Genomic DNA, 13,359 nt, shown 5'->3' on the forward strand with positions numbered 1-13,359 from the left:
AAAAAAATAAATAGGAGTATCCTTGCCACTCGGCAAATTTGTTTTTGGAAATACTAAGATATAAAAAAAGTGATTCGTTCTTACAAAAAAGTACAATTTTTAAAAATTCACTTTCACAAACGCATTCGGGGTCAGTTCTAATGAATAGGTGTTTACTTCTTCAATGGCTGTATTGCCGGGGTTAATGCGGTAAAAACGATTGATCGTGTTGCGTTGGTTCAAGAGGTTCAGCACCGAAACGCCCAAAAAGAGGTTAGTTTTTTTACCCAACGCTACCGCATACGAGGAGGAAAAATTCACTTGAAAATAATCGTCCAGGTTTTCGGCATTGGGTAAACTGTAGGCAATCGCCGGGTTGTCAGGAGTAGGAAAGATAGGGGTATTGCTCAACGGGATAGTGTTGGGTCGACCGGTAAACCATTTACCACCCAACGCCAATTTGAGATTTTTCCATTGATAAGTAGCTCCCAACGCTAGGCTGTGGTTCACTTCAAAATTGTTGGCAAACTGCGGCGGAATGTAGCCTTCAAACGTATAATCGTTGTTGTTAAAACTGTAATTGAACCAACCGGTGAATTGGTCAATCTGTTTTTGAAGGAGCACTTCCACACCATATACTTCGTATTGTCCAATCACTTTTACAAACTCCAATTGGTTTTGAAAACCTTGTCCGGAACTGGTGATGCCTTCTACTTTTTTATAAAAGGCTTCGGGATGAATGAGCCAATTGTTTTTGCGAAACACCATACCAACCGAAGCTTGATTGCTCTTTTGAATCGGAATGGTTGCATTGTTCGCTAAGACCCAACGGCGTTTTTCCACTCCTAAAAAGTCTTGTTGTAAATCGATAATTTGCGAAGTGGTTTGGTTTTTTTGCTCCGCTGCAACTTCCACTTTTAAATGGTCAGAAAGAGCATAATTCAGATGTAAACGAGGTTCAATCAACGTCATCGACCATTTGTCGAAATAGTTGCCTCGAACGCCCAATTTGGCGTACAGTTTTTGGTTGGGTGATTGGTATTCTAACTCGGCAATTAAAGCGTGACTCATCAAGACTTCTTTCACCGTTCTGGTAAATTGAGGAACATTCACATCATCAAAACTTCTGATTCCAATTTCATTGAACTGATAGCCGTTGTGCAACGTAAGGTTTTGATTCAATTTGTGACTGTTTCGCAAACGAAAACCATTGTCTAAAATCGTGTTTTCCTGCACCAACACCTGATTGTCTTCCACCGATTCGTTTTTGCCCTCTAACTCATAATAGGAGCTGTACACACTGATTTCGGTTTCGTTTTTGTCGTTCCATTTGGTTTTCCACGTCAGGGTTCCGCCAAAAGTGTTTTGGTTCAGCCTACTGTTTTTGGAAATCAACTGCGAGTTAGCCAACGTACTTTCCGTAAAGGTCAACGCATTGGAAATGGCAATTCCATCAATGAATAATTCACTTTTTTTACCTATTTTTTGTTGGAATTGCACGGTAAAATCATAAAAGTAAAAATCTTCTTCGCTTTCGTAATTCACGTCTTGATTGTTGGTTACATCAATCACTTCCGTGTTTTGAAAAATACGGTTGAAGTAATTTTTATACGTCGGCGAATTGAAAACATCCGTGAACGATCTTCGGGCCGCAATTTCAATGCTGTTGTTTTTTCCGGTTTTGATACGAGAGGCAAATTCAGCATTCAGCAAGTTCATTCCAACAGTTGAGGTGTTTTCTTCGGTGTTGGTGCGAGAAGAAATATCAATTACACTTGATACACTTTCGCCATAAAAAGCAGAGCTTCCGTTTTTCGAAATTTGAATGGTATGAGCAAGATTCGGATGTAAAGCCGAGATTAAACCAAAAAAGTGTCCGGTTTGATAGAGTCGAATCCCGTTCCAAAGGAATAAATTTTGGTCATGGGTACCACCACGCATATTTATATTGGCAATGGTTTCATCGGCACTTATAATACCGGGAATTTGCTGCATGGTTTGCAACACATCCGGTTCTACCAATCCGGGTAGAATACCGAATTTCTTGGGTTTAATTTCAAAGGTTCCATTTGTTTTTTTGCGAATACCTACCGTCAAATAAGCATCGGCTACCACTTCTTCCAGTTCCTGAATGGCGTATTGCAAAAGAAATGTGGGACAATTTTCCACATACAAATCGTTAATCAAAACCGATTGAGCTTGGTAATTCACATGACTGATTTCAATTGGGTTGGGCGAAATTACCGGAAGTTGGAAAAAGCCTTTTTCATCTGACAACACAAACGTATTAGTTCCGGAAACCCGAATCGTTGCATTGTAAATCGGTACTTTAGAATCGTTGTCTAACAAATACCCACAAAGCGGTTTGTCTAGTTTTTTGTTATTGGAAATGGTAATCAATCGGTCGCTTACAAACTTAAACCGAAGGGTTGTTTTACTTTGGATATACTCGATTTTTTCTTCTAAGGTTTTTTTTAAAGCCGGAGAAGGGAGTGTATACACTACAATTTCGTCTTCGATATAGTTAAAAGTGACTTGGTGTTTTTTTTCAATTTCGCTTAAGATTTCCTTTAAAGGCATAGTGGATCCTAGCTCTTGACCGGAAAGGTCAAAAAACCATAAGAAAAGTAACAATAGGGTTATTTCCCCTTTTTTAATCTTCATTCACTACTCTAATCGATAGGTTGAATCATTTATTTTCGTCATTTTTAAATGATACGTGGTCGCAACAATTTCAAGAGCAACTTCAAGGTTATTCATCGGAATGGTACCGGTAAATCGTTGTGAGGTTGCTTTTCCTTTCATCTGAATATCGATGTTGTATTGACGCATCATTTCTTCTAAAATAGCCGGAAGTTGGGCGGCAGTAAACGCTACTTGTTTTGAAAGCCAATCCGGTTCTGTTTGTGCGATTTGGGCTGCCACCACTTGTTGACCGTCTTCAAACGAAACCGTCATTCCTTTGGTTAAAAGGAGTTGAGTGTTTTGATAGTTTACTTGTACTTTTCCTTCAAAACAGGTTACATCCAAGCGATTGTTGCGGTTTTTCACATTGAATTGGGTTCCCAATACGGTCACTTTTCCTAATTCGGTTGCCACTTCAAATTTTTTCCCTTTTGCGACTTTAAAAAAAGCTTCACCGTTGAGTTTCAGTTTACGTTCGTTATCCCAATTCCATTTTTTGTATTCTATCTCCGAACCGGAATTGAGCAATACGGTTGAATTGTCGGGTAACAAAAATTCTGTTGTGGCACCATTTGGAGCATATTCCGTGAAATTTGCAAAATTTTTCACGGCAAAAGTAATACCGAAACTTAAGATGACTACGGCAGCAATGCGAAGCACCACTTTTTGGATGGAAATAGGTTTTGCTTTTTTTGAATGTAAAATCCTTTGTAGCATTTTATCTTCATCAAAAGCAGGAGTAGTTAACTCGCCTGAGTACTGTTTAATTCTTTGGTAAACGGCAAAATCTTTAGAGGCTTCAAACGCTTTCAGTTCGTCACCTTCCAATTCATTGTTCAGCCATTTTGCTAAGTGGTAATTTTCTTCCATATCATTGGATTTTTATCTATAACAGTTTGGATTTCAAAAACCCTACTTAAAATAATCAAATTCTTTTCTTAATTCCAGGAGTGCCAAATGCATTCTTTTTTCAACGGCTTTTACACTTATGCCTAAGGCTTCGGCAATTTCACTGTATTTTTTACCATCAATGCGGTGCATTAAAAAGCAAGTGCGTTGGCCTTCGTTTAAATTGGCAATAGCCTTTTGTAATTTTGCTTTGAATTCCTCTTCTTCCATGTGGAAATCCGGACTTTCAAACGTTTTGTCTTGTTTTGGAGCAGCTTTGGCATATTCCAACACTACTTTTTGATGGGCAATTTGATTGAGTGTCGTATTGTTAGCGATGGTATATAAATAGGATTTAGCTTTGTCTAAAGGTACTTTTTCGCAGTTTTCCCAAAGTTTGATAAATGCTTCTTGGGTTACATCCTCAGCTTGTTCTGCATTGCCGAATTTGTAATACATATAATTTCGGAGTGCTTTGACGTGGTTTTTGAAAAAGTTGTTAAAAATGACTTCTTCACAAATTCCGGAGAGTGATTTACTATTCATTTGCAATTTTAAAAACTTTGTGAAATTATAAAAAAAAAGTAAGGTGGGTAGGGTATTTTGGTTTTAATTTGTTTTAGATTTAAATGTATGGATTATGAAAAAAGTTTTACCATTTGTTTTGACGCTTTTCGGTTTCTTTTTGTTGGTCTCTTGTCAAGAAGAAGAAAATACGATTGTTCAAGATACGACTCAAAATTTAAATACAACTTCACCGACTACCAAGTTTTTATCTCGAGTAGCTCAAAACAATACTTCTGTAGATAATGTCGTGGACGGTACGAGTGTTTTTAGAGTGAAACTTCCGGTACAAATAACATTAAATTCAGTGAATTTAACGCTGAACACTGTAGCTGATTATCAATTGGTTTCCGATTTAAAAGCGGCCTCTACTTCGGATGATGATGTGGTGAATTATACCTTTCCGATTACCGTTTCTTTGCGAAATTTTGAGGAGATTACAGTTAATAATTTGACACAATTGAATACGATTATAACACAGAATGAAGATTTGAGCGACATCAGTTGTATCACAATTCTTTATCCATTAACAATTAACGAGTACGATAGTGAGAATCAAATCGCCAATGTTTTGACAATGAACAGTGATTCACAACTTATAAATTACCTGATAAATTTAAATATTAGTGTTTTTTATTCGATTAATTATCCTATTTCGCTTATCAATCCGAGTAACCAAAATGTAGTGATTAATTCTAATTTGGAACTGAAGGATGTAATTGAAAGTGCCATCGGTCAATGCGGTTCCAATTCCGGTTCAACGGATGATTTTATTGACGTTTTGACCTCCGGCAATTGGCGTATTTCCTATTATCATGAAGGCGACGATGATGAAACGAGTACCTTTAATGGTTTTGTCTTTACATTCAACATCAATAATACGATTACGATAACTAAAGACAGTTCAACTTATAACGGGACTTGGTTATTTTATGAAGACGATGGACTAGATATATTGGAAATTGATTTTGAAGATGATCCGTTAGATGATTTAGATGATGATTGGGAGTTGTTTGAGTTTTCTTCTACTTTAATTCAGTTAAAAGAGGAGGGCGATAATGAATATTTGAGTTTCACTAAAATATAGAAGCAATGGACATGAAGACTCTTTTTCGAAACTTTCTTTTTGGAAAAAATAACATCATTTATTTTCTCACGCAGGCGGTGATTTGGGTTTTTAATGTGCTTTTGATTTATATCTTATTTTTTTAATTTCTTAACTTAACCTATTAAAGCATGAAAAAGTTTTTTTAATTCCTTTATTATTCGGTATATTTATGCTGAATGTTGCTTCAACTTGTAGCAATGACGACGATGACAACAATTCATCGAGCCATTATTTCACAAACATAAAATACATTGGTCAATGGAACTTGGCGAGTGACTTTATTTTCTGAAGATGGTTCGAACCAAACCTCACAATTTTCAAATTATGATTTTGTTTTTGGAACGAATGGTTCACTCATAGCCGATAATGGTAGTACGACCATGAACGGGACCTGGACCACCGGAACGGATGACAGTACGCCGAAATTTATTATCAATTTTAGTGCAACGAATGGTCCATTTGAAGAAATCAGTGAAGATTGGCGAATTTTATCAACAACCGCCACAAGAGTAGAGCTCAAACATGTTAGTGGAGGAGACGGGAGTATTGATTTGTTGACTTTTGAAAAGAATTAATTTAATTTCTTAATTTACTAAAAAGCCATTCGTAACGGAATGGTTTTTTTATGTTTTAAACTTTTCAAATAGTAGTTTATTTTGGTTTTATTTGAAATGAACTATGCACAAGTTGAAAATGGTTTTGAATCAAAACCATCAATTTACAAAAGGGATTTATTTAATTATTTACAAGTATTGGCTTTACATAAATACTGAAATTTGTTTTTATTAGTTTATTTTTTAAAAATCATAATGTTGTTTGACCAGCTTGGTGTAATTAAAATTTGAAATAATATTGCCACTAATCTACTTTGTCTGTTCGCTACGCTCAAGCCACTAATTTTTTTAACATGATTATTTGATCTAATTCGAATTTTCATCAAAGATGAACAAATTATTACGTTCACTTATTTTTATATTCGAGAATTCGCGGTAAAATTCACAGAATAATTTTTGAATTAAACATACACTCAATAGGAAAAATTGATAATTGAGCACAAAAAAAAAGCTGCATTTTTGTGCAGCTTTTTTACGCATAGTAGGTTAAAAGAGGTATTTGGAAACTAACTAACTTTAATCGTCTAACAAATCAGTGTATTCTTCAATTTTATCTTTGATGGTGTTGGCTAAGCTGCGGTTTCCATCATTATCAGTTGGACTAATTTCGATTAAACCGTCACCATTATCATCGGTTGCATTCGATAAATCAACATTGGCTAGAACAGCGTCTAAGTTGAAGTTTATCACTAAAGTGGCTGAGTTGTCAGCAATTACTAGGTTTTGACCGGCATCTTCGTAGTCAATTTCAAAATCCTCATCAATGTTGTGCCAAAAGATAAAAGGAGTTGAACCAATAGTTCCTTTAATCAAAACCGACTTGTTAAATAATTCACTGTTTGAATTGTTGTTTCTGGCCATTTTGAATTCTACTTCTTCATAAATACCATTTGGAATATTGATGGAAGTAATGGTGGTTTGTCCGCTTAACAAATCCAATTCAAATGGACCGCTCAATTCGAATTCATCGTCATCACCATAAAACCCATCACCGTAGTCATCATCATCGTCATCATAAAAATCATCATCCAATTCAAATTCAATTTCTTTTAAATTAATTTTAAAATCTGAAATGGCTACAGCATTTGCACTTCTACCGGTATTTCCGGAATAGCTGGCTTTGGCTACAATTCTTAAATTGTCATTTCCATTAGATGTTTCATTTTCATCATTAGAACAAGAAACCATTACGATTCCCGCTAGTAGGCCTAAAAGAATTTTTTTGTTTTTCATAGTATGTAAATTTTGTTGTATACCCATAAAACAATCTACTTTTATTTTACCCTACCTTATTTTAAAAAAAAATTACTTCATCTCATTTTTTGATGCTTATTTGCTTTATGTTATCTTTGCACTTCATTAAAAGAAAATCAGATTTATGTTCAGTAATTTAAGCGATAAATTAGATAAAGCTCTTCATATATTAAAAGGTCACGGTAAAATTACCGAAGTAAACGTAGCTGATACTTTAAAAGAAGTTCGTCGAGCGTTATTAGATGCCGACGTGAATTTTAAGATTGCTAAAGATTTTACCACTACCGTTAAAGAAAAGGCTATCGGTCAAAACGTATTGACCTCGTTACAGCCGGGGCAGTTAATGGTGAAATTGGTGAAAGACGAATTAACCGAGTTAATGGGTGGTTCTGAGGTAGGAATTAATCTTTCCGGAAACCCGACAGTTATTTTGATGTCAGGTTTGCAAGGTTCAGGTAAAACGACTTTTTCGGGTAAATTAGCCAATTTTCTAAAAACAAAAAAAGGAAAAAAACCGCTTTTAGTAGCGTGTGATATTTATCGTCCGGCAGCAATTAACCAGTTGCATGTGGTGGGAGGACAAATAGGCGTTGAGGTCTATTCTGAACCGGAAAATAAAAATCCGGTTGAGATTGCTCAAAATGCCATTAAACATGCCAAAGCCAACGGATTTAATGTTGTGATTGTGGATACCGCCGGTCGTTTGGCAGTTGATGAGCAAATGATGAATGAGATTGCGAATGTTCATCAAGCCATTCAACCACAAGAAACCTTGTTTGTAGTGGATTCCATGACCGGACAAGATGCGGTAAATACAGCAAAAGCTTTCAATGACCGTTTGAATTTTGACGGAGTTATTTTGACCAAATTAGATGGTGATACGCGTGGTGGAGCCGCCTTATCGATTAAATCCGTAGTTGATAAACCGATTAAATTCATCGGTACGGGAGAAAAAATGGAAGCCATTGATGTGTTTTATCCTTCCCGTATGGCGGATAGAATTTTGGGAATGGGTGACGTGGTTTCGTTAGTAGAAAGAGCTCAAGAACAATATGACGAAGAAGAAGCCCGTAAACTGCAGAAGAAAATTGCCAAAAACGAATTCGGTTTTGATGATTTCTTGGTGCAAATTCAACAAATCAAAAAAATGGGTAACATGAAAGACTTGGTAGGCATGATTCCCGGTGCCGGAAAAGCATTAAAAGATGTAGAGATTGAAGATGATGCGTTCAAACACATTGAAGCTATTATTCACTCGATGACACCAACCGAAAGAAGTAAACCAACGATTATTGACGGTAAAAGAAAGATAAGAATTGCAAAAGGTTCCGGTACGAAAGTAGAACAAGTGAACCAATTGATGAAGCAGTTTGATCAAATGAGCAAAATGATGAAGATGATGCAAGGCGGCGGCGGAAAAAACCTAGCCAGAATGATGGGCGGAATGAAAGGAATGCGACCCTAATAAAGACAACTGAGACGCGATGATTCGCGTCTTATTTTTTTAGCACAACACAACCAAAACAACACACTATGAAAATTTTAGACGGTAAAAAAGTTTCCGAAGACATCAAGAATGAAATTGCTGCTGAGGTGCAGAAAATGAAAGATAATGGTGAGAAAGTTCCACATTTGGCCGCCGTTATTGTGGGAAATGACGGAGCGAGTTTAACCTATGTAGGCAGTAAAGTAAAAGCCTGTGAACGAGTAGGTTTTGAAAGTACGCTGATTAAAATGCCCAACACCACTTCTGAAACGGAATTACTCAAAAAAATTAAAGAATTAAACGAAGACGATAACATAGACGGTTTCATTGTGCAGTTGCCATTGCCCAAACAAATTGATACGCAAGAAGTGTTGATGGCGATTGACCCGAATAAAGATGTAGATGGATTTCATCCGGAGAACTTCGGGAAAATGGCGTTGGATATGACAACCTTTATTCCGGCTACTCCATTTGGTATTTTAGAATTATTGGAGCGTTATGGAGTGGAAACTCAAGGAAAACATACGGTTGTAATTGGTAGAAGTCATATTGTAGGAAGACCAATGAGTATTTTGATGGGAAGAAAAGGTTTTCCGGGAAATTCTACAGTTACGTTAACGCATAGTTATACTAAAAACATTGCACAAATTACCACCCAAGCGGATATTATCATCACGGCATTGGGCGTACCGAATTACCTAAAAGCCGAAATGGTGAAAGATGATGCTGTGGTGATTGATGTGGGAATCACACGTGTTGCCGATGATACCACTGAAAAAGGTTACCGTATTACCGGTGATGTTGACTTTGAATTTGTTAGCAAAAAAGCCTCTTACATTACACCTGTTCCTGGTGGGGTTGGTCCCATGACGATTGCGATGTTGCTGAAAAACACCTTATTGGCAAGAGAACAGAAGCGTTTGAAATTGAAATAGAATAAAAAACCCAAGTGATGAACTTGGGTTTTTAGTTTAAATGATTATCTTAGCTTTAAATTTTGTAAAATGGGAGCAGAAGCTTTAAAACTAGAACTATTGGATTGGTTAATGCACGTTGATAATAACGACATGCTCCAGTATTTAAAAGTGATTAAAGATCAAACTACATCTCAGAAAGATTGGTGGGATGAGTTATCTCATGAACAAAAAGCAGGAATAGAAAGAGGAATAAAAGATATTGAATCAGGAAGAATAGTTTCTCATGAAGATATAAAAAAGAAATATGGCTTATAAAAAGTATAAGTTATATTGGTCAAATGAATCGATAAATAATCTTGAAGATATTTTAGATTATTTAAATAACAAATGGACAACCAGAGAAGTAGAAGATTTCAAAGAAAAACTTCGCAGGCATATAGATATTATTTTGTTTTTTCCAGAAATTTTTCCAATTTCTTAATTTCAACCTAGATTGAGAAAGGCTGTTTTAAGTAAGCAAACAACCGTATTTTATGAAATAAATAAAGATAGAATTACAATTGTCTATCTATTTGTTGTAAAAAAGAATCCCAACAAAATAAAATAATAAAATCACCAACTATTTTTGGTCACATTACCTTAAATTTTCATTTAGTAATTCATTTTCTTTCATAAAAAAGCCCCAATAATTTGAAACTATTGGGGCTTTCCTTTTGTTTAATTTAATTATGAACCATTTGAAACAGCTCCGGTAAGATTGATATTAGCCGAAATGTTTGTCTGGTCTAATTTTTTGAAATTTCCTGTAAATTTAATAGTATAATTATTTCCACCATTTGAAATAATTTGAACCGTTCCCGTTGGAGCATTTCCACTTGTTATTGTCTCAGAAGTTAAATTAGTAACAGCTACTAATGAAGTCCAACCAATACAAACTCTTACATCAGATGCAAGAATATTATCAATACTCGTAAACGTATCTTCATCTTGATCAGTAGAAATTTGATAGGTTCCGGCAACAGATTCTCCATTTTTTACAAATAAGTCAAAGGTAACGGTTGCTACATCTGTCATTCCTTTAATTCCATTGATAATAAAAGTGTTACGATTGTAAATGTTACCATCCAATTCATAAGCATTTGGACTAACAATGTTTACAATTCCTTGAGCTGGAGGTAGAGAATAACTTACACCGTCAATTTTAAAAGTTGAAGATGAACTACTTGAATCACTGTCACTACTACATGAAAGTGCAGTAAACATAGCAATAATTGCTAAACTTGATAAAATTAATTTTTTCATGATATTGTTTTTTATTGTTCGATGCAAAAATAGCCTAAACTTCTTATTATCAAAATTTTGAAGCTACTTTTTTTTGGGTTGAAATGGTGCTTTGATTTTCGGCAAACTGGCTTCTTCGGTCTTACTTGAAGGTTCAATCAATTGATTCAATTCTTTGATTTCAGCATTAGTTAAATCGCGGTATCTTCCCACCGGAATATCCAATGAAATATTGATGATTCGGGTGCGTTTCAATGCTGTAACTTCATAGCCCAAATATTCACACATTCTTCTGATTTGACGGTTTAAACCTTGCGTAAGCACAATCCGGAAAATGTATTTACTGATTTGTTCTACTTTACATTTTCGGGTTACGGTATCTAAAATCGGAACACCGTTTCCCATTCGTTGAATGAATCGGTCGGTGATGGGGCGATCAACCGTCACAATATATTCTTTTTCGTGATTGTTACGTGCACGAAGAATTTTGTTGACTATATCGCCGTCATTGGTCATGAAAATTAGTCCTTCGCTGGCTTTATCCAATCTTCCAATCGGAAAAATACGTTCGGGATAATTGATGTAATCTACAATGTTGTTTTTCACATTTAAATTAGTGGTACATTCAATTCCAACCGGTTTGTGAAAAGCTAAATAAATTGGTTTTTCTCTTTTTTCACGGATTAGTTTACCGTCTACTCGCACTTCATCGGTGTCTAAAATTTTTGTGCCCATTTCGGCAATAGCACCGTTGATGCTTACTCGCTTTTGTTCAATCAGTTTATCTGCTTCTCTTCTGGAGCAAAAACCTGTTTCCGATAAAAATTTATTGATTCTTTTTCCGGTTGTTTCCATCCCGCAAAGGTAAACTTTTTTGTGTTTTGAAAAAAGTAGCAATTCAGCTCTTCATTCGAAAGTATTCTGTCATTTATTGCTTTACAAAAGCTTGAATTTTTTGATATAAATCATTGTCATGCATACTGTGACCTAAACCATTTGTTTCTACAAAAATTGCCCTTTTCCAAGTAGAACTAATTTTTACTGCTTCTTCAAAAAGTACCACATCATCTGATTTGTCATGGGAAATAAAACCTTCAAATTCTATAGAGGAAGCAAATGTTTTTCCGGAAAATGCAGTAAAATTCATGTCGAATTTATGTTCAAAATACATTTCCAATAATTGCACTGCTTTTGAGTTCAATCCAAGAATTTTGGTATAATTGTCAATTAGAATTTCCAAATCAGAAGGAGCTCCCAACAACACCATTTTTTCAATATTTTTTGGTTGATATCGGTGATGAAAATACAAACAAGTAGCACCACCAATGGAATGCCCGATAATGGTTTTTGGTTGATATTCTTCTACCACTTTATTGACAAAAGAAGCAAATTTGGGTACGCTGAATTCTTTTCCACTCGATAAACCATGAGCAGGACCATCAAGAGCAATTATTGAATTACCGTTTTGAAGTAAATAAGGAAGTAAAGGTTCCCACCGAGACGAATTGCTTTCCCAACCATGTATCAATAATAACGGTTCTTTTGTTCCGCTCCAATGATAGACTTCAAAATATTCTTCGTTTATCGATAAAGTTTCTCTAGTAGCTTTTTTTAAAATTTCCGGCAAGGCATCCGCTTGTAATCTTCCCGCTCTCGGTTCACTAAAAAAACGATAGGCCAATTGAGTAGCCTTTTTGGGCCATACATAACTCAAAATGGAAATGTAAAGTCCAATGGATTTTGCTATTATTTTTTTAAAAAAATCAGTCATAAAAAAACCCCGAAACTCGGGGCTTTAGATTATATAGTTGCAAATATGCTTTCCATTTTTTGTTTTTCTTCGGCAGCTAATACGTTGTCAACCAAAATTCTTCCGCTGTGCTCATCAGTGATGATTTTTTTGCGGGCTGCAATTTCCACTTGCGTTTGGGGTGGAATGGTAAAAAACGAACCGGTAGAAGCTCCTCTTTCAATAGAAACGATGGCTAAACCATTTCTAACATTGTTTCTGATTCTGTTGTAAGCCGCTAAAAGTCGATCTTCAACATTAGCTGCATATTCAGTAGAAAGCTTCGTCAAAAACTCTTCTTCTTTTTGTGTTTCAGCCATAATATCACCTAATTCCGCTTTTTTGTGCTCTAAGTGATTTTGTTTAGTAGCTAATTTTTCTTGTGAATCAGCAACTTGTTGTTTTTTGTATTCAATAGATGCTTTTAATTCTTTGATATGCTTTTCATTCAATTGAATTTCTAACTCTTGGTATTCAATTTCTTTTGTTAACGAATTGAATTCTCTATTGTTACGTACATTTTTTTGTTGCTCTGTGTATTTTTTTATGCCTTCTTTATGAGCTTCAATGGCGTTTTTCTTAGCTCTGATTTGATCATCAATTTGTTCTAAATCGGCTTTTAGTTTTTCATTTCTAGCTTTTAATCCAGCTACTTCATCTTCTAAATCTTGCACTTCAAGAGGCAATTCTCCTCTAACGTTTCTGATTTCATCTATTCGTGAGTCGATTAACTGCAAATCATAGAGAGCTCTCAACTTCTCTTCAACACTCATTTCTTTTACGTTTGTCATAGT

General features: G+C 35.4%; 14 protein-coding genes. 6 read left to right on the forward strand and 8 right to left on the reverse strand.

What is annotated here, in order from left to right; translation table 11 throughout:
• Positions 1-99 precede the first annotated feature (99 nt).
• Genes H601_RS0110215 through H601_RS0110225 form a run of 3 tightly spaced genes read right to left on the reverse strand, consistent with a single transcriptional unit; the run spans position 100 to position 4,098 of the window.
• Complete coding sequence (locus H601_RS0110215) at positions 100-2,643, reverse strand: TonB-dependent receptor (protein ID WP_035655836.1); 2,544 nt, start codon at positions 2,641-2,643, stop codon at positions 100-102.
• A gap of 3 nt (positions 2,644-2,646) precedes the next feature.
• Positions 2,647-3,534 (reverse strand): FecR family protein, encoded by an 888-nt coding sequence (locus H601_RS0110220; protein WP_026711432.1) that lies wholly within the window; start codon positions 3,532-3,534, stop codon positions 2,647-2,649.
• 42 nt (positions 3,535-3,576) lie between these two features.
• Complete coding sequence (locus tag H601_RS0110225) at positions 3,577-4,098, reverse strand: RNA polymerase sigma factor (protein ID WP_026711433.1); 522 nt, start codon at positions 4,096-4,098, stop codon at positions 3,577-3,579.
• Between the two features lie 94 nt (positions 4,099-4,192).
• Between H601_RS0110225 and H601_RS0110230 the strand changes: the two genes are divergently transcribed.
• Together H601_RS0110230 and H601_RS0110235 are read left to right on the forward strand one after the other, a co-directional pair.
• Entirely contained in the window at positions 4,193-5,203 is a 1,011-nt protein-coding gene (locus H601_RS0110230; protein WP_026711434.1) for a hypothetical protein, read from the forward strand.
• 272 nt (positions 5,204-5,475) lie between these two features.
• On the forward strand, positions 5,476-5,799 hold the full coding sequence (locus H601_RS0110235) for a hypothetical protein (RefSeq protein ID WP_026711435.1): 324 nt from the start codon (positions 5,476-5,478) through the stop codon (positions 5,797-5,799).
• Between the two features lie 555 nt (positions 5,800-6,354).
• On the opposite strand, the gene H601_RS15580 is transcribed toward H601_RS0110235, so the two are convergent.
• Positions 6,355-7,071 carry a hypothetical protein gene (locus tag H601_RS15580; RefSeq protein WP_051220722.1) on the reverse strand — a complete coding sequence of 239 codons (717 nt, stop codon included), beginning with the start codon at positions 7,069-7,071 and terminating at the stop codon, positions 6,355-6,357.
• Between the two features lie 145 nt (positions 7,072-7,216).
• Between H601_RS15580 and ffh the strand changes: the two genes are divergently transcribed.
• The 4 genes from ffh (at position 7,217) to H601_RS16695 (ending at position 9,976) form a co-directional block, all read left to right on the forward strand.
• On the forward strand, positions 7,217-8,557 hold the full coding sequence (ffh, locus tag H601_RS0110250) for a signal recognition particle protein (RefSeq protein WP_026711437.1): 1,341 nt from the start codon (positions 7,217-7,219) through the stop codon (positions 8,555-8,557).
• A gap of 68 nt (positions 8,558-8,625) precedes the next feature.
• Positions 8,626-9,513 (forward strand): bifunctional 5,10-methylenetetrahydrofolate dehydrogenase/5,10-methenyltetrahydrofolate cyclohydrolase, encoded by an 888-nt coding sequence (locus H601_RS0110255; protein ID WP_026711438.1) that lies wholly within the window; start codon positions 8,626-8,628, stop codon positions 9,511-9,513.
• A gap of 69 nt (positions 9,514-9,582) precedes the next feature.
• Positions 9,583-9,810 carry a hypothetical protein gene (locus H601_RS0110260; protein ID WP_026711439.1) on the forward strand — a complete coding sequence of 76 codons (228 nt, stop codon included), beginning with the start codon at positions 9,583-9,585 and terminating at the stop codon, positions 9,808-9,810.
• Positions 9,800-9,976 (forward strand): type II toxin-antitoxin system RelE/ParE family toxin, encoded by a 177-nt coding sequence (locus H601_RS16695; RefSeq protein WP_211223546.1) that lies wholly within the window; start codon positions 9,800-9,802, stop codon positions 9,974-9,976. The genes H601_RS0110260 and H601_RS16695 overlap by 11 nt, the downstream gene beginning before the upstream one ends.
• A gap of 245 nt (positions 9,977-10,221) precedes the next feature.
• On the opposite strand, the gene H601_RS0110270 is transcribed toward H601_RS16695, so the two are convergent.
• The 4 genes from H601_RS0110270 to H601_RS0110285 all read right to left on the reverse strand — a co-directional run bounded on the left by H601_RS0110270 (position 10,222) and on the right by H601_RS0110285 (position 13,356).
• Positions 10,222-10,797: a hypothetical protein gene (locus tag H601_RS0110270; RefSeq protein ID WP_026711440.1), complete on the reverse strand. Its 576-nt coding sequence runs from the start codon at positions 10,795-10,797 to the stop codon at positions 10,222-10,224.
• A 63-nt stretch (positions 10,798-10,860) separates the two neighbouring features.
• Positions 10,861-11,631, reverse strand: a complete 771-nt coding sequence (rluF, locus tag H601_RS15590; protein ID WP_035655840.1) for a 23S rRNA pseudouridine(2604) synthase RluF — start codon at positions 11,629-11,631, stop codon at positions 10,861-10,863.
• A 73-nt stretch (positions 11,632-11,704) separates the two neighbouring features.
• Complete coding sequence (locus tag H601_RS0110280) at positions 11,705-12,547, reverse strand: alpha/beta hydrolase (protein ID WP_026711441.1); 843 nt, start codon at positions 12,545-12,547, stop codon at positions 11,705-11,707.
• Positions 12,548-12,576: 29 nt separating this feature from the next.
• Positions 12,577-13,356, reverse strand: coding sequence for a zinc ribbon domain-containing protein (locus H601_RS0110285; RefSeq protein ID WP_026711442.1), 780 nt, complete (start codon positions 13,354-13,356; stop codon positions 12,577-12,579).
• Between the last annotated feature and the right edge of the window lie 3 nt (positions 13,357-13,359).

The organism is Flavobacterium filum DSM 17961 (assembly GCF_000425465.1).
GTDB lineage: Bacteria > Bacteroidota > Bacteroidia > Flavobacteriales > Flavobacteriaceae > Flavobacterium > Flavobacterium filum.

Coding starts and splice junctions, on each gene's coding strand:
- H601_RS0110215 (WP_035655836.1), bottom strand. CDS start 2,643: ATGAAGATTAAAAAAGGGGAAATAACCCTATTGTTACTTTTCTTATGG.
- H601_RS0110220 (WP_026711432.1), bottom strand. CDS start 3,534: ATGGAAGAAAATTACCACTTAGCAAAATGGCTGAACAATGAATTGGAA.
- H601_RS0110225 (WP_026711433.1), bottom strand. CDS start 4,098: ATGAATAGTAAATCACTCTCCGGAATTTGTGAAGAAGTCATTTTTAAC.
- H601_RS0110230 (WP_026711434.1), top strand. CDS start 4,193: ATGAAAAAAGTTTTACCATTTGTTTTGACGCTTTTCGGTTTCTTTTTG.
- H601_RS15580 (WP_051220722.1), bottom strand. CDS start 7,071: ATGAAAAACAAAAAAATTCTTTTAGGCCTACTAGCGGGAATCGTAATG.
- ffh (WP_026711437.1), top strand. CDS start 7,217: ATGTTCAGTAATTTAAGCGATAAATTAGATAAAGCTCTTCATATATTA.
- H601_RS0110255 (WP_026711438.1), top strand. CDS start 8,626: ATGAAAATTTTAGACGGTAAAAAAGTTTCCGAAGACATCAAGAATGAA.
- H601_RS0110260 (WP_026711439.1), top strand. CDS start 9,583: ATGGGAGCAGAAGCTTTAAAACTAGAACTATTGGATTGGTTAATGCAC.
- H601_RS16695 (WP_211223546.1), top strand. CDS start 9,800: ATGGCTTATAAAAAGTATAAGTTATATTGGTCAAATGAATCGATAAAT.
- H601_RS0110270 (WP_026711440.1), bottom strand. CDS start 10,797: ATGAAAAAATTAATTTTATCAAGTTTAGCAATTATTGCTATGTTTACT.
- rluF (WP_035655840.1), bottom strand. CDS start 11,631: ATGGAAACAACCGGAAAAAGAATCAATAAATTTTTATCGGAAACAGGT.
- H601_RS0110280 (WP_026711441.1), bottom strand. CDS start 12,547: ATGACTGATTTTTTTAAAAAAATAATAGCAAAATCCATTGGACTTTAC.
- H601_RS0110285 (WP_026711442.1), bottom strand. CDS start 13,356: ATGACAAACGTAAAAGAAATGAGTGTTGAAGAGAAGTTGAGAGCTCTC.